Genomic DNA, 16,700 nt, shown 5'->3' with positions numbered 1-16,700 from the left:
GGCCCGGCACAGCGCGCGCGCGCCCATGTCCCAGCGCGTCGGCGACCGTGAGGTCATCCGCGTGCGCCCGTTCGTGCGGCTTGCCTCCAACCTGTCGCTGACCACCGGCGTCTACGCGACGAACATTCCGCCCTTCAATCCGCTGCGCCTGTTTGCGGAAGGCGGCCAGCCCGCCGAGCGCTATGCCGAACCGGCCGGCGACATGCCGGATGCCGACGTCACCATCGTCAAGCGCGACCTCACCACGATCGCGATTCCGACCGGACGCCCACGCCTCGGCGACCCCGACGTGATCAAGCAGGTCGAGGAAGAGCGCGCCAACCAGGCTGTGGCGGGCCGGCAACGTCCCTTGCCGATCCCGCCACAGCTGATGCTCAGCCGCACGCTGGGCGGCGGTGCAGCGCCCAGCGCCACGAACGACCTTCTTGCCTATTCTCCGGCCACAGACACGCGCTTCTCCGGCATCGAGGTGCGCGTTGTCCCTGAAAATGTCACCAACGCGCTGAAGACCCCCATCGCCGCATCCCGCGAGCCGCTTGTCGAGGACAAGCTGCTGATCACGCGGCGCGGCGAGAATTTCGAACAGGTCATGCGCAATGCCGGTGCTCCGGCCGAGCAGATCAGGGCGATGATCCAGGCCTTCAGCGGCAAGGTGCGCGTTGCCGCCTTGCCGGACGGCCAGGTCCTTCAGGCGCTGTTTGCACCCGGTCCCCGGCCAGGCGATCCGCGCCAGATCGTTCGCGTCTCGCTGCTCACCAACGGCCAGCCCGAGGCAACGATCGCGGTCAATGATGCCGGCGCTTTCGTTCCGGTCTCGCTGCCGAAGCAGGAGATCGTCGGCACACCCCGCAGGGCAGCCGCGGAAGACGAGGAGGACGAGGAGGATACCGGCGCCGCCAGGCTCTATGAGAGCCTCTACGAGACCGGATTGCGCCACGACCTGCCGCGCCCGATGATCGACGAGCTGGTCCGGATTTTCTCCTACGACCTGGACTTCCAGCAGCGCGTGCGCGGCGGCGACAATCTCGAGGTGATCTTCACCGAGGACGAGGAAGGCGAGCGCGGCGAAATCCTGTCGGCGACGCTCACCATCAACGGCGATACCCGCCGGGTCTTTCGCTATCAGTCCCCTGAAGACGGCCTGATCGACTATTTTGACGAAGAAGGTCGCTCGCTGAAGAAGTTCCTGCTGCGCAAGCCGATCACCGATGCCGAGATGCGCTCCGGCTTCGGTATGCGCTACCACCCGGTCATGCGCTATTCGAAGATGCATACCGGCGTCGACTGGGCCAACCGCATCGGCACGCCGATCCTGGCCGCCGGCAACGGCACGGTGATCAAGGCCGACTGGGCCTCAGGCTACGGTCGGCGGATCGAAATCCAGCACGCGAACGGGTATGTCACGACCTATTCGCATCAGTCGGGCTTTGCCAAGGGCATCGGTGCCGGTGTGAAAGTGCGCCAGGGTCAGGTTATCGGCTATCTCGGCAATACCGGCCTCTCCACCGGGCCGCATTTGCACTACGAGGTCATGGTCAACGGCAACTTCGTGAATCCGATGAAGATCCGCGTTCCGCGAGGACGCGAGCTCGAAGGCAAGACGCTGGCCGAGTTCAAGCGCCAGCGTGACGAGATCCAGGGGTTGATCGTGCGCTCGGGCGGGGTGCTGGCCCAGGCGCGCTAGCGCCCTATCCCGGCTGACCGAAAATGCGGCACGGCCATGCCGCTATTTGCGCGACCGCTTCCTTGACTTTGCCTGCTGCAAGACCGATCGCGAGGGGGCGCCTTCCCGATCCCGCTCATCGAATCTGTCGCGCCGATGCTCTCCTCCCTGCTTGTCGTCCTGCCCGTCTTCGGCCTGATCGGCCTCGGCTATGTCGCGCGCTGGACGAAGCTGGTCCGCGAGACGACCGGCGAAGGTCTTTCCGACTTCGTCTTCGTTCTGGCTGTGCCCTGCCTGCTGTTCCGGACACTGGCCAAGGCCGATATCCCGGCGAGCCAACCCTGGGGCTACTGGATCTCCTATTTCACCGGCCTTGCCATCGTCTGGGCCCTGGCCATGCTGGTTGCGCACCGCGTCTTCAGCCGTAAGGGACCGGAGCTGGTGGTCTCGGGCTTTGCCGCCGCCCAGTCCAACACGGTCTTCGTCGGCGTGCCGATGATCCTGAAGGCCTATGGCGATGCCGGCGCGGTGCCGCTCGGCCTGCTACTGGCGGTCCATCTGCCTGTGACCATGACGGCAGCGACCTTGCTCGCCGAGGGCCGCTCGGCATCGCTGAAGGTGATGGCCCGCAGGCTCTTCACCCACCCCATCATCATCGGCATCCTGCTCGGCTCGGCGGTGCGGCCGGTGATCGGCTTCATCCCAGCCCCGGTCTGGACATTGGTCGACCTGCTCGCCGGTGCGGCGGTCCCCTGCGCCTTGATCAGCCTCGGCATCGCCATGCGGCGCTACGGGCTGGAATCCGGTCTCGGTCTGCCGGCCGTGTTGAGCACCCTCAAGCTCGGCCTTCACCCGCTGATCGTCTATCTGCTGGCGACCCGCGTCTTCGAGATGCCGGCGCACTGGTCAGGCGTCGCAGTGCTCTTCGCCGCCTGCCCCTGTGGGATCAACGCCTATCTGTTCGCCGAGCGCTATCGGCAGGGTGTCGCCGATGCCTCGAGCGCGATCGCCCTCTCGACCATGCTCTCGCTCTTTACCACCGCGGCCTGGCTGACCTGGCTCGGCGTCGGCTGAACCGCCCGTGCATCGGCCCGAAAATGGATTGCCGCTTTCGGGCCGACGCCAACACAGAAGGTTAGCCTCAGACCGGATACGGGATCCCGTCCGAGGCTCTAGGCAAAGCCGAGCCGCGCGCGGATGTCCGCGGCCGTGACACCTTGTGCCCTCAGCTCCGCGAGGCCTTCCGACATCCGGCTCTTGGCGAGCTTCTGGCCGGTCTCGTCCTGCAACAAGCGATGGAAATGGTAACGCGGCGTCGGCAGGTCGAGCAGGTGTTGCAGCACGAGATGGATATCGGTCGCCGCTTCGAGATCCCGCCCGCGCACGACATGAGTGACGCCCTGAAGCGCATCGTCCGCGACCACGGCAAGGTGGTAGCTGGTCGGCACGTCCTTGCGTGCCAGAACCACATCCCCCCAGCGCGCGGGAGCGGCGGCAACACGCGTGACCCGCCCATCTTCGTCGAAGCGCGGATATCCGACCTCCCCGCCGATCCCTGCCGCCGCCCGCCCCATCGCCAATCGCAGCACATGAGCCTCGCCGTTCGCCGCACGCTTGCCCGCGTCATCGGGAAGCAGCGCGCAGCAAGTCCCGGGATAGAGCGGCGATCCGTCGGGATCGCGCGGCCAGGGACGGCCCGTCTCTGCTTCCTTGAGCTCCACTGCACGCATGATCTGCCCGCGCGAGCAGAAGCAGGGATAGATCAGCGCCTTCGTCTGCAGCCGGCCGAGCGCGGCGCGATAATCGTCGAAATGTTCGGACTGCCGGCGGATGGCGGCGTCAAAGCGGATGCCGAGCCAGGCGAGATCCTCATGGATGCCTTGCTCGAATTCTGGCCGACAGCGCGAGACGTCGATATCCTCGATGCGCAGCAGCAGCCTCCCGCCCCATCGCCTGGCCAGGTGCTCATTCATCAGCGCCGAGAATGCGTGGCCGAGATGCAGCCGGCCGTTCGGGCTGGGCGCGAAACGAAACACCGGTCTGTCGCGATCGCCTGAGGACGTTGCCATGGGCCCTCTCTATGGTCTGGCCATGACCGGGCCAAGTCTTCAGGTACAACCCGTCTTCAGACACAGCCAAATCTCCTGACACGCACTGCCACCATCCCGGTTCAAGAAGCGAAGATGACCAGAATCACCTGCGACGCCGACCTCGAAGAGGGCATGGCCGCGCTCCGCCCGCTTCACCCGAGCTGGAGCGCCATCATCGACCGGACCGGCCTGCCGCTGCTGCGTCGCCGCGAGGGCGGCTTCAAGGGGCTGGCATCGATCATCGTGGCGCAGCAGCTTTCCGTGGCGAGCGCCCGTGCCGTCTGGACCCGGGTCGAGTCGGTCCTGACGCCGCTCACGCCGGAGCGCGTGCTCGCTGCAAGCGATGAGGATATGCGGCTGTCCGGCCTGTCGCGGCCAAAGCAGCGCACCTTGCGAGCCGTCGCCGCGGCAATCGTCGAAGGAACGCTCGACCTGGGGTCTCTGGAGGGCGGTACCCCGGAATATATCCACGAGCACATGACCGCCGTCTCCGGCATCGGACCCTGGACCGCGGATATCTATCTGTTGTTCTGCCTCGGACACCGCGACGGCTTCGCGGCCGGCGATCTCGCCATCCAGGAGGCCGCGCGCGTCGCCTTCGGCCTCCAAGCCCGCCCGAAACCGGGCGAGCTGCAGGAGATGGCCGAGGCCTGGCGCCCCTGGCGCGGCGTGGCAGCCAGACTGCTCTGGGCCTACTACGCCGCGCTGAAGCGCCGCGAGGGGATCAACTCCTAAGGCATCGGCCCGCGAAGTGGAATGCGGCTTTCAGGAAAGCCGATTCGAACAGAGACGGTTGGATCGGACCTTAGCCGCGAACCACTTTGAGCGCGGTCTGCGCGGCCGCACGCAGGAAGCCGGTGTCGCTCATCACGGTGACCAGCCTGGCTCCCATCTCGACGCCCTCCTTCGCCCTCTCGGCGCTGGCGGCATAGAATGCGACCGGCTTGTTCACGGCAGACGCACGGGCCACGATGTGACGCAGGGCCTCGTCGACCTCCTTCGCCGAGGCGTTGACCGACGCTCCACCGGACAATGCGATCGAAAGATCGGATGGGCCCACGAACAACGCGTCGATGCCTTCAAGCGCCAGAATATCGTCGAGAATCGCCATGGCCTCGCGCGTCTCGATCATCGCGAAGGTCATCGAGAAACGATTGGCGGCCTTGAGATAGCTATTGGCGTCGAGCCCAGAGGCGCCCAGGCCGCCATAGCTGCCCCAGCTGCGTTCACCGAGCGGCGGATACTTGGCATAGGCCGCCAGACGGCGCGCATCCTCCATTGTGTTGATCATCGGCGCGATCACGCCCGAGACGCCGGCATCGAACAGCTTCGACACGTTCTGGAATTCGCCGACCGCGATCCGCGCCAGAGCAGGCTTTCCGGCCGCATTGATCAGCGGGATCGCCCGGATGACCTCGCCAAGCGTGATCGGCCCGTGCTGCATGTCGAGCGTGACGGCGTCAAAACCTTCCTGCGCAAGCACTCCGGCGATGCTCGGATCGGGCAGTCCACACCAGGCGGACAGGAGCGTGTCGCCTTTGCCGAGACGATCGGCGAGCGAGGACAGGACGGTTGGCTTGGCGGAGGACATCGGCGTTTTCATCCGGTTGAGCCCGCTCTTGAAACACGGCGGGACGAGGACAGTGGGCAGCAAACTCGCACAAAAACAAACGGGCGCTCATGCGCCCGTTTCAACCACGTTCTGCGTTTGGTGAACCGGCCAAGCCGATTCACGTGAAACAGGGTCTTGGCGCTAGCGCCCGGCCTGGATTTCCTCGGCGGCCCTGATCAGGAGCTCGGTCATCACGCGGCGGATCTCCTCGTCCGGCACCGCGACGCTCGCGGTTGCGAAATCGGACCTCACTTTGCGCAGCACGTCATCGTCGCCGGCCTCCTCGAAATCGGCCAGGACCACGGACTTCGCGTAAGCGTCCGCTTCAGCGCCGCTCTTGCCGAGCTTCTCGGCTGCCCAGAGGCCGAGAAGCTTGTTGCGCCGGGCCGTCGCCTTGAAGCGCAGCTCCTCATCAAGGGCGAACCTGCTCTCGAAGGCATCCTTGCGCTGATCGAATGTCGTCATGCGGGTTAAGTCCTCTTGCGGGCTCCGGGTGGCTTCTCAAAGCGATATAGGATGCCGCAGCGCCCAGGGCCAGCGCGGATTGCACGCTGGCGATCAGACACTCCGCCCGGTTTGTTGCGTTTGCAGTGCAGAAGCCCCATATAGCGGTCGCGAGGGTATCCGATTTGGCTATGCTCGCTTTGAACCGGACCAATCCGCAATCCAGGCCGATCGCGTCCGAGCGCAGATCTGAGCGAGGCTTGCGAAGGACCGGCGGAACAGGGGCCACGATCCCGCCGCGGGCAACCGCGACCAGAGAAAGGCCGATTTTGGATTTCCTCAAGCCACGGTACATCCCGATGAATCGCCGCCGTCGCATTTACGAAGGCAAGGCGAAGGTCCTCTATGAAGGACCGGAGCCCGGTACGCTGATCCAGCACTTCAAGGACGACGCCACCGCCTTCAACGCCAAAAAACATGAGGTGATCGACGGCAAGGGCGTCCTGAACAACAGGATCTCCGAGCACATCTTCTCCAATCTCAACGATATCGGCGTGCCGACGCATTTCATCCGTCGGCTGAACATGCGCGAGCAGCTGATCCGCGAGGTCGAGATCATTCCGCTCGAGGTGGTGGTGCGCAATGTCGCCGCCGGCTCGCTCTCGACCAAGCTCGGCCTCGAAGAGGGCACCCAGCTGCCGCGCTCGATCATCGAGTTCTACTACAAGAACGACGCGCTGAACGACCCGATGGTCTCGGAAGAGCACATCACCGCCTTCGGCTGGGCGACGCCCCAGGAAATCGACGACATCATGGCGCTTGCCATCCGCGTCAATGATTTCCTCTCCGGCTTGTTCCTCGGCGCCGGCATCCGCCTCGTCGACTTCAAGATGGAATGCGGCCGGCTCTGGGAAGGCGAGATGATGCGCATCGTCGTCGCCGACGAGATCAGCCCGGATTCCTGCCGGCTCTGGGACATCAAGTCGAAGGACAAGATGGACAAGGACCGCTTCCGCCGCGACATGGGCGGCCTGATCGAGGCCTATACCGAAGTGGCCCGCCGCCTCGGCATCATGGGCGAGAACGAAAAGGCCGGCCCAGCCGCCGGACCTCGCCTGGTGCAGTGAGCGCTGGCGGAGCCGTGACAGCGAACTGGAAACGGGAGCGCCTGCGCTCCCGTTTGCTTTTGGCTGCGCTGCTCGGCGGCCTGAGCCTGCTCACCGCCTGCAGCAACCATTTCGGTCCCGGCCTTGCCGAACTGGCGGCCGATCGAGGCTGGCAGCCGCTGCCGATCGGCTCCTGGGTCGTCAATGACGGCCTCGAGCCCCGTACCATCGTCTATTGCGCCGGCGCGCACTGCGTGCGCCCCGCTGTCGCAGCCCTGATCGCCGTTGAAGGCCGCAAGGCCGACGAGTTCGAACGAGGCCTCGCCACCGATCCAGCCCGTCTGGCCCGTGAATTCTCGAAGCCGGTCGATGCCGCCAAGGGCACGAAGCCCAGGCGCGCAACGGCCACGATCAAAAGCACCACCAGCGTTTCCCGCTTCGATGGCGGCGGTCCGTCCGGCCTGCTCGTCGAAATTCGCGGCAAGGGCGAGACCGGGCTGCTTGCAGCAACCGCGATCCTCTATGGCCGGGAAGCCGGCAAACTCGTCATGGCGATCGCGGTCAGCAATGATGGCGAAGCCGCCCAAAACTATGCACGCGCCGCCTGGCGCAGCCGCTGATTCGCCGTGAAGCCCTGACATGTGGTTGAGCCCGAACCGATTCGCCGCTAAGGCACCCCGCAGAAGCCCTGCCCGGAGAGCACAATGAAAGCCCGCGTCACCGTCACCCTCAAGAACGGCGTGCTCGATCCGCAGGGCAAGGCGATCGAAGGCGCTCTGAAATCACTCGGAATCGACGGTGTCGGCTCGGTGCGTCAGGGCAAGGTCTTCGACATCGAGCTCACCGCCAGCGACAAGGCCGCAGCCGAGAGCGCTCTCAAGGATGCCTGCGAGAAGCTGCTCGCCAACACCGTGATCGAGAACTATCGCGTCGAAATCGGAGCGTAAGACGATGAAAGCCGCCGTCGTCACTTTCCCCGGATCCAATCGCGAGGGTGATGTCGCCACTGCCCTGCGGCAGGCCGGCGCCACCGTCACCCATGTCTGGCATGCTGACATGGAGCTTCCGGCCGGCACGGATCTCGTCGTGCTGCCGGGCGGCTTCTCCTATGGCGACTATCTGCGCTGCGGCGCCATCGCCGGCCGGGCCCATATCATGGATGCAACGCGAGCCCATGCGGCGCGCGGCGGCTATGTGCTTGGCATCTGCAACGGCTTTCAGATCGCCTGCGAAGCGGGGTTGCTCCCGGGTGTCCTTGCCCGCAACGCCAATCTGAAATTCGTCTGCAAGCGCCAGCATCTCACCGTCGAACGCACCGATACCGCCTTCACCCGTGCCTATGCCAAGGGCCAGGTGATCGATGTCTGCATCGCGCATGGTGAAGGCAACTATATCGCTGATCCCGAGACGCTGGCCCGCCTCGAAGGCGAAGGCCTGGTTGCCTTCCGCTACGCCGACGCCGATGGTCAGGTCACCACCGAAGCCAACCCCAATGGCTCGCTGAACGGCATTGCCGGCATCTACTCGCCGGGTTTCAATGTGCTCGGTCTGATGCCGCATCCGGAAAACCTGATCGATTCGCTCACGGGCGGCACCGATGGACGCGGCATGTTCGAGAGCCTGATCAGCGGCAAGAAGGCAGCCTGACCGGCTCCCCCGTCATGCTCGGATTTGGCCTGGCATGACGGACACGACGGGGCCAGGCGGCCCGGCTTACTTCGCCAGCGAGGCCGCCTTCGCCAGCAGCTTCTGCGCGCTGTTCACATCGAGCGCGCCGACATGCTTGTCGACGATCCGCCCGTCGGGGCCGATCAAGAAGGTTTCCGGTACGCCATAGACGCCCCATTCGATGGCGCCACGGCCGGCGCGATCGACGCCCACGGCGGAATAGGGATTGCCGAGCGCTCCCAGGAAGCGGCGGGCATTCTCGGCCTCATCCTTGTAGTTCAGCCCGACCACGGCGACCTTGCCCTGCTTGACCACGGGCGCCTCAGCCATCGCGACAAGATGCGGGTGCTCGACGCGGCAGGGCGCGCACCAGCTCGCGAAGACATTGACGATGGTGGCCCGCCCCTTGGCCAGATCGGCCATGGTGAAGGCCGGGACCGGCTGTCCGTCGCGCTGCAACCCTTCGAGCGCGGTCAGCGCGATCGTCGGAGCCGGCTTGCCGATCAGCGCCGACGGAACCTTGCTGGCATCCCCGCTGAACAGCCCGACCAGGAAGACCAGGGACAGCCCGGCAAACAGGATCAGGGGAATCAGGAAAACCAGCGGCGAGCGCCGGCCTGGCGCACTCTCGACCTCGCTCACGACAATGCCTTCCCGGAACGGCGGCCGGCGCCGCGCTGTTCCAGCGCGTCGAGAGCCTGCCTTTGCGCGCGGTGATCGCGCCAGGTCATCAGAATCAGTCCGCCGAGAATCATCACGACCGACCCATAGGCGGACAGGATGTAGCCGGCATGCGGTCCAAACGCGCTCATATCGCGACCTCTGCCGCCAGCCGGTCCAGCCTCTCGGCCTCGAAGATCGTCAGCGTGCGGACCCGGCGGCGCATGATCTCGGCCCGCATCGCGACGAGATGCAGCGCCAGCGCCAGCAGAGTGAACCCGGCCGCCAGGATCAGGAGCGGCCAGAGCATGGCTGGATGAATGGTCGGACCGCCGGCGCGGAAGACCGATGCCGGCTGGTGCAGCGTATTCCACCAGTCGACCGAGAACTTGATGATCGGCACGTTGACGAAGCCGACCAGTGTCAGGATCGCCACCGCGCGCCCGGCGCGCGAGGGATCGTCGAGCGTGCGCCACAGCGCCATGATGCCGAGATAGATCAGGAAGAGCACGAGCACCGAGGTGAGCCTGGCATCCCAGACCCAATAGGTGCCCCACATCGGCTTGCCCCAGAGAGCCCCCGTGATCAGGCAGATCAGCGCGAAGCAGGCGCCGATCGGCGCCGCCGCCTTCTGCGCGACATCCGCAAGCGGATGGCGCCAGACCAGGGTGCCCAGTGCCGAGACCGCCATCATCGAGTAGAACATCAGCGCGAGCCAGGCTGCCGGCACATGCACGAACATGATGCGGATGGTCTCGCCCTGCTGGTAGTCCGCCGGTGCGACGAAAAAGGCGAGATAGAAGCCGACGGCAAGCAGCAACGCGGCCGCCCCCCCAAGCCAGGGCAGCAGCCGGCTCGACAGGCGCATGAAACGCGTCGGATTCGCCAGTTCGATCAGGCTAGCCATGCGGCCCTTTTGCTCTTCATTTGACGAGTGAGGATGTAGCAACCGGCTTCACGCTTCACAATCTCAGCCGATGGCCATGGCGTCGCAGCCTATTCCGCCTGCCGGAGTGCTGCAGCAGCGGCTATGGTGCCGATCACAAGCGTCGCGAGCGACAAGGCGCACAGGATCAGGAACGGCGTCAGGAAGGGCACCGTGCCGCCAAGCGCGCTGTTCGAAGCCGAGACGCCGAAGATCAGCACCGGCACCGTCAGCGGCGCGACGAGGATCGGCAGGATCAGGCCGCCCCGCTTGAGGCCGGCCGTCAACGCGGCTCCCGTGGCGCCGATGAAACTCAGCGCCGGCGTCCCGACCAGCAGCGTCCCGGCGACCGGCAGCATCGCCTCGCCGGGAAGCGCGACCAGCAGGCCAAGCAGCGGGGCAGCCAGCGCCAGCGGCAGACCGGTCGTCAGCCAATGCGCCAGCCCCTTGGCCAGCACAGCGAGTTCGAGGGGCAGGGCCGAGGCGCGGATCAGGTCGAGAGAACCGTCCTCCTCATCGCCCTGGAATAGCCGGTCGAGCCCGATCAGGGTCGCAAGCAGCGCTCCGAGCCAGAGAATGGCCGGGCCGATCCGCGAGAGCAGATTGAGATCAGGCCCGAGCGCGAAGGGCACCAGCACGACCAGCGTCAGGAAGAACACCAGCGCGAGCTCCCCACCTCCGCCGGCACGGGCCGCCAGGGCAAGATCGCGTTTCAGGATCGCCAGGAACGCTCCGCTCACGGCCCGATCCTCATCTCGCGCGCCGTTTCCAGGCCAATCGGGCCATGCGTTGCCGCCAGGATCGCGCCGCCCGCATCGAGATGGGCCTGCATCAGCCCGATCAGCATGCGCTGGGAGGCCGTATCGAGCGCCGAGGCCGGTTCGTCGAGCAGCCAGAGCGGCCGCCGTGAAACCAGGAGCCGTGCCAGCGCAACGCGCCGGCGCTGCCCGGCCGAGAGATAGCCGACCGGCAGGGCCGCGACATGCGGCAAGCCGATAGCGGCGAGCGCCTCATCGGCGGCAAGCCCGGGCTCGCCGAGCAGGGCCTGGACGAAATCGAGATTCTCGCGCGCCGTCAGCGCCGTTTTCAGGCCGTCGCGATGACCAACGAGATGGATCTGTTCCATCAGGGGCGCATCACCGATGCCCGTGACCCGCAAAACTCCCGCGGCAGGCCGCAGCCGCCCGCAGATCATCGCGATCAGGCTCGACTTGCCGGCGCCGTTGCGGCCGGTGAGCGCAATCGCCTCCCCGTTCCCGAGCGTGAACTCAAGCTTCTCGAAAACCAGTCGCCCGCCACGGCGGCAAGCCAGGCCTTCGGCGCTCAGCGTGAGTGGGGGGTAGGAAATTTGCGTCAAGGCCAGGGCATCTTCCCGTGCGTCAGAAGCTGCCACGCACGCGTTTCGTTCATGTAGCGGGCTTCTTGGAATTGATCTATAGAACGCTCGGCTACGCCGCACGCCGATCCGGCGCGGGGCTCGGGCACTCCCGGGGCGGCGCGCGCGTCATGCGCATTAGGCCTTCGATCTGGCCTGCCCGCAAGGGCGACCGAATCGCGACCGTAACCCCTTGATCAGGATTATGCCCGCATGGCTAACCAGGATTCCTTCAAGTCCCGCAAGACGCTCGACGTCGGCGGCAAGAGCTACGTTTATTACTCCCTGCCCGACGCCGAGGCGAACGGCCTTCCCGGCATTTCGAAGCTTCCCTTCTCGATGAAGGTTCTGCTCGAGAACCTGCTGCGCTTCGAGGATGGCCGCTCGGTCACCAAGACCGACATCGAGGGTTTCGTTGCCTGGCTGTCCGACAAGGGCAAGGCCGGCAAGGAGATCGGCTTCCGCCCGGCACGCGTGCTGATGCAGGATTTCACCGGCGTTCCGGCAGTGGTCGACCTGGCCGCGATGCGCGATGGCGTCGTCGCGCTCGGCGGCGATCCGGCCAAGATCAACCCGCTCGTCCCCGTCGACCTCGTCATCGACCATTCGGTCATCGTCGACGAGTTCGGCACGCCCAAGGCTCTCTCGCAGAATGTCGAGCTGGAATATGAGCGCAACGGCGAGCGCTACCGCTTCCTGAAATGGGGCCAGGGCGCCTTCGACAATTTCCGCGTCGTCCCGCCCGGCACCGGCATCTGCCATCAGGTCAATCTCGAATACCTCGCCCAGACCGTCTGGACCCGGACCGAGACGATCGACGGCAAGGAGGTCGAGGTCGCCTATCCCGACACCGTCGTCGGTACCGATTCGCACACCACCATGGTCAACGGCCTGGCCGTGCTCGGCTGGGGTGTGGGCGGCATCGAGGCCGAGGCTGCCATGCTCGGCCAGCCACAGTCCATGCTTCTGCCCGAGGTCATCGGCTTCAAGCTCACCGGCTCGCTGCGCGAAGGCATCACCGCGACCGACCTCGTGCTGACCGTCACCCAGATGCTGCGCAAGAAGGGCGTCGTCGGCAAGTTCGTCGAGTTCTTCGGCCCCGGCCTCTACAACCTGACGCTCGCCGACCGCGCCACCATCGCCAATATGGGCCCGGAATACGGTGCAACCTGCGGCTTCTTCCCGGTCGACGCCGAAACGATCGACTATCTCACCACCACCGGCCGCAAGTCGGACCGGATCGCGCTGGTCGAGGCCTACAGCAAGGCACAGGGCCTGTTCGCCACCATCGAGACGCCGGACCCGGTCTTCACCGACACGCTGGAACTCGACCTGACCACGGTCCAGCCTTCGATGGCCGGCCCGAAGCGCCCGGAGGGCCGCGTCGACCTCGGCGCCGTCGCCAAGGGCTTCGCCGCAGCGATGGACACCGAATACAAGAAGGGCGCCGAGATCGCCCGCCGTGTTCCCGTCGAAGGCCGTGCCCATGATCTCGGCCATGGCGACGTCGTCATTGCCGCCATCACCTCCTGCACCAACACCTCGAACCCCTCGGTGCTGATGGCTGCGGGCCTGCTCGCCCGCAACGCGGTCGCCAAGGGCCTGACGGTGAAGCCCTGGGTCAAGACCTCGCTTGCCCCCGGCTCGCAGGTCGTGGCGGAATATCTCGCCAAGTCCGGCCTCCAGACCGACCTCGACACACTCGGCTTCAACCTGGTCGGCTTCGGCTGCACCACCTGCATCGGCAATTCCGGCCCGTTGCCGGGCCCGATCTCGAAGGCGATCAACGATCAGGGCCTGATCGCGGGCGCCGTGATCTCCGGCAACCGCAATTTCGAAGGACGCGTCTCGCCGGACGTGCAGGCGAACTACCTCGCCTCGCCGCCGCTGGTCGTCGCCTATGCGCTCGCCGGCAGCGTCCAGAAGGACCTGACGACCGAGCCGCTCGGCACGGGCAAGGATGGCCAGCCCGTCTTCCTGAAGGACATCTGGCCCTCCAACAAGGAGATCCAGAGCTTCATCGCCCAGAACGTCACGCGCGCCATCTTCGAGGCGAAATATGCCGACGTGTTCAAGGGCGACCAGCACTGGCAGGACGTGAAGACGCCGGAGAGCCAGACCTACGCCTGGGACGATGCCTCGACCTATGTGCAGAACCCGCCCTATTTCCAGGGCATGGGCAGGAAGCCTTCGCCGGTCAGCGAGATCGTCGGCGCGCGCATCCTCGGCCTGTTCGGCGACAAGATCACGACCGACCACATCTCACCGGCCGGTTCGATCAAGGCGGCTTCGCCTGCCGGCCAATACCTGACCGAGCACGGCGTCGCCGTCGCCGACTTCAACCAGTACGGCACGCGGCGCGGCAATCATGAGGTGATGATGCGCGGCACCTTCGCCAACATTCGCATCCGCAACCACATGATGGGGCCGAATGGGCGTGAGGGTGGTTACACCATCCACTATCCCAGCAAGGAAGAGCTGCCGATCTACGACGCGGCCATGCGTTATCAGGAGGAGAAGGTGCCGCTGGTCATCTTCGCCGGCGTCGAATACGGCAACGGCTCCTCGCGCGACTGGGCGGCGAAGGGCACCAATCTGCTCGGCGTCAAGGCCGTGATCGCGCAGAGCTTCGAGCGCATCCACCGCTCGAACCTCGTCGGCATGGGCGTCGTTCCCTTCACGCTGCCGGAAGGCACGAGCTGGGCGTCGCTCGGCCTGAAGGGTGATGAGAGCGTCACCATCAAGGGGCTGGCCACGGTCAAGCCACGCCAGATGCTGGAAGCGGAGGTCACTTTCGCCGACGGCACGGTGAAAAAGGTCCCGATTCTCTGCCGCATCGATACGCTGGACGAGCTCGATTACTTCAAGAACGCCGGCATCCTGCACTACGTGCTGCGCGGCATCGCGGCGTAGTCCACGCCCTGCCCTGGCTCCGTCTGACGGCGCCGGGGACATCGACATGCAGGGCCGGCCTCTGGCCGGCCCTGTTTCGCCTTGCGGCGCCTCCAGTTGTCCTCGCGCAGGCGTAGGTGTAATGGGGCGTCACAGCCATCCTTGGCGGGGGGCTTGGGGCAGGCGCGCGCCAGCGCGCCCGGATGTCCGCCGCCACAATCCAAGACGACGGGAGCACCCGCATGTCCGCCACGTTCGAGACGGTCGCCGGTATCATTTCGGAGACCTGCGATATTCCTCGCGAGAAGATCACGCCCCAGAGCCACGCCATCGAAGACCTCGGTATCGACTCGCTGGCCTTCCTCGACATCGCCTTCGCGATCGACAAGGCTTTCGGCATCAAGTTGCCGCTCGAGCAGTGGACCCAGGAGGTCAACGAAGGCAAGGCGCCGGCCGAGCAGTATTTCGTGCTTGAGAACCTGTGCCAGCGCATCGACGACCTCGTCGCCGCCAAGAAGGCCTGAATTTCGCTCGCAGGGCCGCCCCTTCGATGAATTTGCGAGGCGGCCTTGAGACGGACACCCTCTCCCGATAGAGCATGATGCAGCCGAGCCGGGCGTTCCCTCGCCCGCTCGGCGCATCTGTTGCTCGCCACCCGGTCAGGACCCGCATGCGCCTCGAATATTTCGACATGATCGACACGGTCGTGACCTTCGATCCGTCGCAGAAGCGCATCGCCACACGTTCGACCGTGCCGAGCGCGAGCCCCGTTTTCGAGGGGCATTTCCCCGGCCACCCGCTTGTTCCCGGCGTACTCCTCACCGAGACCATGGCCCAGGCTTCCGGCTATCTTCTGCTCGCTCTCAACCAGTTGCAGCAGATGCCGTTCCTGATGATGGTCGACAAGGCGCGCTTCCGCACCTTCGTCGAACCTGATGCGGTGCTGGATGTCAGCGCAGAGCTCGTTCACGAAGGCTCGGGCTACGCCGCCACCAAGGCGAGGATCGCGATCGACGGCAAGCCGATCTGCGATGCCGAGCTGCGTTTCCGCCTGATGCCGTTCCCGGCCGACATGCGGACGTTGATGGAGCAACGGATCGCGGCGATCGGCCTCGTCCCGGAACGGAACTGACATGATGCGTGACGTCGTCATCACCGGCATCGGCCTGGCCTCCAGCCTGGGCGAAGGCATCGAGACGCATGCAGCGGCTCTGGCCTCTTCCGTGGCACCGGTCGTCGATACCGAGAGTTTCGCGCCCTATCCCGTGCACCGGCTGAAGCCGCTGGAACTCGATCGGCAGATTCCGAAGAAATCCGACCAGCGCCAGATGGAGCCATGGCAGCGGCTTGGCGTCTATGCCGCCGGCCTTGCCCTCGATGCTGCCGGCCTGAAGGACGACGTCGAAGCCAAGAGCGAGCTCCAGGTCATCGTCGCCGCCGGCGGTGGCGAACGTGATCATGCCGTCGATTCCGCGATTCTGACCGGCTTGCGCGGCGCGAACCAGCCTGGCGCCTTCCTGAACGAGCGGCTGATGGGCGACCTGCGCCCGACGCTCTTCCTGGCGCAGCTCTCCAATCTTCTCGCCGGCAATATCGCGATCGTTCACGGCGTCACCGGCGCCTCGCGCACCTTCATGGGCGAAGAGCAGGCCGGCGTCGACGCCATCCGCACCGCCCATGCCCGCGTCGCCTCCAGCCAGGCAGACGTTATGCTGGTCGGCGGCGCCTACAATGCCGAGCGTCGCGACATGCTGCTGCTGCTCGAGGCCGGCGGCTATTTGCGCAAGGGTGATTTCGCGCCGGTCTTCGAACGGCAAGATGCGCCAGGACTGATCACCGGCAGCGCGGCAGCGTTCCTGGTCCTGGAATCGGCCGAGCGCGCCAAGGCCCGTGGCGCAAAGGTTCTTGCCGGCCTCAGCCATGTCGCGGCCGCCCGTGCGCGCCGCAGCGAGCAGGGCGCGGTCGAGGCCTCGTTGCGCAAGCTGGTTGCCGGCTTCGGCGCGGTATCGTCCTCGCCGCTCGTCATCTCGGCGGCGACCGGCGCGGCCGGCGTCACCGGCGAAGAGGCATCGGCCATCGCCAACCTGCCAGCCGCCAAGCGCGTTGCGACTGGCGATCTCGTTGGCCACAGCCTCGAGGCGGCATTTCCCATTTCGGTTGCCCTTGCCGCCATCGCCCTTGCCAATGGCCAGGCAAGCGAAGCGATCGTCACCGGCGCCGGCCATTGGCGCGGAGAAGGCGCGGCGCGCCTCGTGAAAGCGTGAG

General features: G+C 65.9%; 19 protein-coding genes (1 of these 19 cut by a window edge). 11 read left to right on the top strand and 8 right to left on the bottom strand.

The genetic code is table 11. From position 1 onward, the window contains the following. Both BIWAKO_RS10455 and BIWAKO_RS10450 read left to right on the top strand, forming a co-directional pair. A protein-coding gene (locus tag BIWAKO_RS10455) for a M23 family metallopeptidase (protein ID WP_069878647.1) crosses the window boundary here: on the top strand, positions 1 to 1,684 show its 3' portion. 341 nt of this gene lie to the left of the window's left edge; 1,684 of the gene's 2,025 nt are visible here — the last part of the coding sequence; the start codon falls outside the window, past its left edge; it ends in the stop codon at positions 1,682 to 1,684. Between the two features lie 135 nt (positions 1,685 to 1,819). Beyond that, positions 1,820 to 2,737: an AEC family transporter gene (locus tag BIWAKO_RS10450; protein ID WP_069878646.1), complete on the top strand. Its 918-nt coding sequence runs from the start codon at positions 1,820 to 1,822 to the stop codon at positions 2,735 to 2,737. Between the two features lie 98 nt (positions 2,738 to 2,835). On the opposite strand, the gene gluQRS is transcribed toward BIWAKO_RS10450, so the two are convergent. Further along, positions 2,836 to 3,732, bottom strand: coding sequence for a tRNA glutamyl-Q(34) synthetase GluQRS (gene gluQRS, locus BIWAKO_RS10445; RefSeq protein ID WP_069878645.1), 897 nt, complete (start codon positions 3,730 to 3,732; stop codon positions 2,836 to 2,838). Between the two features lie 114 nt (positions 3,733 to 3,846). Between gluQRS and BIWAKO_RS10440 the strand changes: the two genes are divergently transcribed. After that, entirely contained in the window at positions 3,847 to 4,488 is a 642-nt protein-coding gene (locus BIWAKO_RS10440; RefSeq protein ID WP_069878644.1) for a DNA-3-methyladenine glycosylase family protein, read from the top strand. Positions 4,489 to 4,558: 70 nt separating this feature from the next. Here the strand turns inward: BIWAKO_RS10440 and BIWAKO_RS10435 are convergent, their stop codons facing one another. After that, positions 4,559 to 5,344, bottom strand: a complete 786-nt coding sequence (locus tag BIWAKO_RS10435) for an HpcH/HpaI aldolase family protein (RefSeq protein WP_069882341.1) — start codon at positions 5,342 to 5,344, stop codon at positions 4,559 to 4,561. Positions 5,345 to 5,506: 162 nt separating this feature from the next. Further along, complete coding sequence (locus BIWAKO_RS10430) at positions 5,507 to 5,830, bottom strand: DUF1476 domain-containing protein (RefSeq protein ID WP_069878643.1); 324 nt, start codon at positions 5,828 to 5,830, stop codon at positions 5,507 to 5,509. Positions 5,831 to 6,138: 308 nt separating this feature from the next. Between BIWAKO_RS10430 and purC the strand changes: the two genes are divergently transcribed. From purC to purQ, 4 genes are all read left to right on the top strand, one after another. Beyond that, the gene (gene purC / locus BIWAKO_RS10425) at positions 6,139 to 6,936 is read left to right on the top strand and encodes a phosphoribosylaminoimidazolesuccinocarboxamide synthase (RefSeq protein ID WP_043242352.1); all 798 of its coding nucleotides are present in this window, start codon (positions 6,139 to 6,141) and stop codon (positions 6,934 to 6,936) included. Between the two features lie 14 nt (positions 6,937 to 6,950). Then, positions 6,951 to 7,535 carry a hypothetical protein gene (locus tag BIWAKO_RS10420; protein WP_141740040.1) on the top strand — a complete coding sequence of 195 codons (585 nt, stop codon included), beginning with the start codon at positions 6,951 to 6,953 and terminating at the stop codon, positions 7,533 to 7,535. An 84-nt stretch (positions 7,536 to 7,619) separates the two neighbouring features. Further along, positions 7,620 to 7,862: a phosphoribosylformylglycinamidine synthase subunit PurS gene (gene purS, locus BIWAKO_RS10415; RefSeq protein ID WP_069878641.1), complete on the top strand. Its 243-nt coding sequence runs from the start codon at positions 7,620 to 7,622 to the stop codon at positions 7,860 to 7,862. 4 nt (positions 7,863 to 7,866) lie between these two features. Then, on the top strand, positions 7,867 to 8,562 hold the full coding sequence (gene purQ, locus BIWAKO_RS10410) for a phosphoribosylformylglycinamidine synthase subunit PurQ (RefSeq protein WP_069878640.1): 696 nt from the start codon (positions 7,867 to 7,869) through the stop codon (positions 8,560 to 8,562). 66 nt (positions 8,563 to 8,628) lie between these two features. Here the strand turns inward: purQ and BIWAKO_RS10405 are convergent, their stop codons facing one another. The 5 genes from BIWAKO_RS10405 to ccmA all read right to left on the bottom strand — a co-directional run bounded on the left by BIWAKO_RS10405 (position 8,629) and on the right by ccmA (position 11,525). Continuing rightward, positions 8,629 to 9,225, bottom strand: a complete 597-nt coding sequence (locus BIWAKO_RS10405) for a DsbE family thiol:disulfide interchange protein (protein ID WP_084651247.1) — start codon at positions 9,223 to 9,225, stop codon at positions 8,629 to 8,631. Beyond that, a complete protein-coding gene (gene ccmD / locus BIWAKO_RS10400; protein WP_069878638.1) occupies positions 9,222 to 9,395 on the bottom strand; it encodes a heme exporter protein CcmD in 174 nt (57 codons plus the stop codon). Before ccmD ends, BIWAKO_RS10405 begins: the two co-directional genes overlap by 4 nt. Next, positions 9,392 to 10,150, bottom strand: a complete 759-nt coding sequence (locus BIWAKO_RS10395) for a heme ABC transporter permease (RefSeq protein WP_069878637.1) — start codon at positions 10,148 to 10,150, stop codon at positions 9,392 to 9,394. Before BIWAKO_RS10395 ends, ccmD begins: the two co-directional genes overlap by 4 nt. 89 nt (positions 10,151 to 10,239) lie before the next feature. Continuing rightward, positions 10,240 to 10,908, bottom strand: a complete 669-nt coding sequence (ccmB, locus tag BIWAKO_RS10390; RefSeq protein WP_069878636.1) for a heme exporter protein CcmB — start codon at positions 10,906 to 10,908, stop codon at positions 10,240 to 10,242. Beyond that, positions 10,905 to 11,525 (bottom strand): heme ABC exporter ATP-binding protein CcmA, encoded by a 621-nt coding sequence (gene ccmA, locus BIWAKO_RS10385; protein ID WP_244523405.1) that lies wholly within the window; start codon positions 11,523 to 11,525, stop codon positions 10,905 to 10,907. Before ccmA ends, ccmB begins: the two co-directional genes overlap by 4 nt. Before the next feature lie 231 nt (positions 11,526 to 11,756). On the opposite strand from ccmA, the gene acnA reads away from it, so the two are divergent. From acnA to BIWAKO_RS10365, 4 genes are all read left to right on the top strand, one after another. Next, the gene (gene acnA, locus BIWAKO_RS10380) at positions 11,757 to 14,456 is read left to right on the top strand and encodes an aconitate hydratase AcnA (RefSeq protein WP_069878635.1); all 2,700 of its coding nucleotides are present in this window, start codon (positions 11,757 to 11,759) and stop codon (positions 14,454 to 14,456) included. Between the two features lie 221 nt (positions 14,457 to 14,677). Next, on the top strand, positions 14,678 to 14,959 hold the full coding sequence (locus tag BIWAKO_RS10375; protein WP_043242327.1) for an acyl carrier protein: 282 nt from the start codon (positions 14,678 to 14,680) through the stop codon (positions 14,957 to 14,959). Between the two features lie 146 nt (positions 14,960 to 15,105). After that, the gene (locus tag BIWAKO_RS10370) at positions 15,106 to 15,567 is read left to right on the top strand and encodes a 3-hydroxyacyl-ACP dehydratase FabZ family protein (protein ID WP_069878634.1); all 462 of its coding nucleotides are present in this window, start codon (positions 15,106 to 15,108) and stop codon (positions 15,565 to 15,567) included. Between the two features lies 1 nt (position 15,568). Further along, positions 15,569 to 16,699 carry a beta-ketoacyl-ACP synthase gene (locus tag BIWAKO_RS10365; RefSeq protein WP_069878633.1) on the top strand — a complete coding sequence of 377 codons (1,131 nt, stop codon included), beginning with the start codon at positions 15,569 to 15,571 and terminating at the stop codon, positions 16,697 to 16,699. The last annotated feature ends 1 nt before the right edge of the window (position 16,700 follow it).

The sequence above is a fragment of the Bosea sp. BIWAKO-01 genome (assembly GCF_001748145.1).
GTDB lineage: Bacteria > Pseudomonadota > Alphaproteobacteria > Rhizobiales > Beijerinckiaceae > Allobosea.
This window is presented reverse-complemented; position numbering and strand designations above follow the sequence as displayed.

What these genes read in the sequence shown, in the direction of transcription:
- acnA (WP_069878635.1), top strand. Translation starts at nt 11,757, where the DNA reads ATGGCTAACCAGGATTCCTTCAAGTCCCGCAAGACGCTCGACGTCGGC.
- BIWAKO_RS10375 (WP_043242327.1), top strand. Translation starts at nt 14,678, where the DNA reads ATGTCCGCCACGTTCGAGACGGTCGCCGGTATCATTTCGGAGACCTGC.
- ccmD (WP_069878638.1), bottom strand. Translation starts at nt 9,395, where the DNA reads ATGAGCGCGTTTGGACCGCATGCCGGCTACATCCTGTCCGCCTATGGG.
- gluQRS (WP_069878645.1), bottom strand. Translation starts at nt 3,732, where the DNA reads ATGGCAACGTCCTCAGGCGATCGCGACAGACCGGTGTTTCGTTTCGCG.
- BIWAKO_RS10365 (WP_069878633.1), top strand. Translation starts at nt 15,569, where the DNA reads ATGATGCGTGACGTCGTCATCACCGGCATCGGCCTGGCCTCCAGCCTG.
- BIWAKO_RS10430 (WP_069878643.1), bottom strand. Translation starts at nt 5,830, where the DNA reads ATGACGACATTCGATCAGCGCAAGGATGCCTTCGAGAGCAGGTTCGCC.
- BIWAKO_RS10450 (WP_069878646.1), top strand. Translation starts at nt 1,820, where the DNA reads ATGCTCTCCTCCCTGCTTGTCGTCCTGCCCGTCTTCGGCCTGATCGGC.
- BIWAKO_RS10370 (WP_069878634.1), top strand. Translation starts at nt 15,106, where the DNA reads ATGCGCCTCGAATATTTCGACATGATCGACACGGTCGTGACCTTCGAT.
- BIWAKO_RS10440 (WP_069878644.1), top strand. Translation starts at nt 3,847, where the DNA reads ATGACCAGAATCACCTGCGACGCCGACCTCGAAGAGGGCATGGCCGCG.
- BIWAKO_RS10435 (WP_069882341.1), bottom strand. Translation starts at nt 5,344, where the DNA reads ATGTCCTCCGCCAAGCCAACCGTCCTGTCCTCGCTCGCCGATCGTCTC.
- purS (WP_069878641.1), top strand. Translation starts at nt 7,620, where the DNA reads ATGAAAGCCCGCGTCACCGTCACCCTCAAGAACGGCGTGCTCGATCCG.
- BIWAKO_RS10395 (WP_069878637.1), bottom strand. Translation starts at nt 10,150, where the DNA reads ATGGCTAGCCTGATCGAACTGGCGAATCCGACGCGTTTCATGCGCCTG.
- purQ (WP_069878640.1), top strand. Translation starts at nt 7,867, where the DNA reads ATGAAAGCCGCCGTCGTCACTTTCCCCGGATCCAATCGCGAGGGTGAT.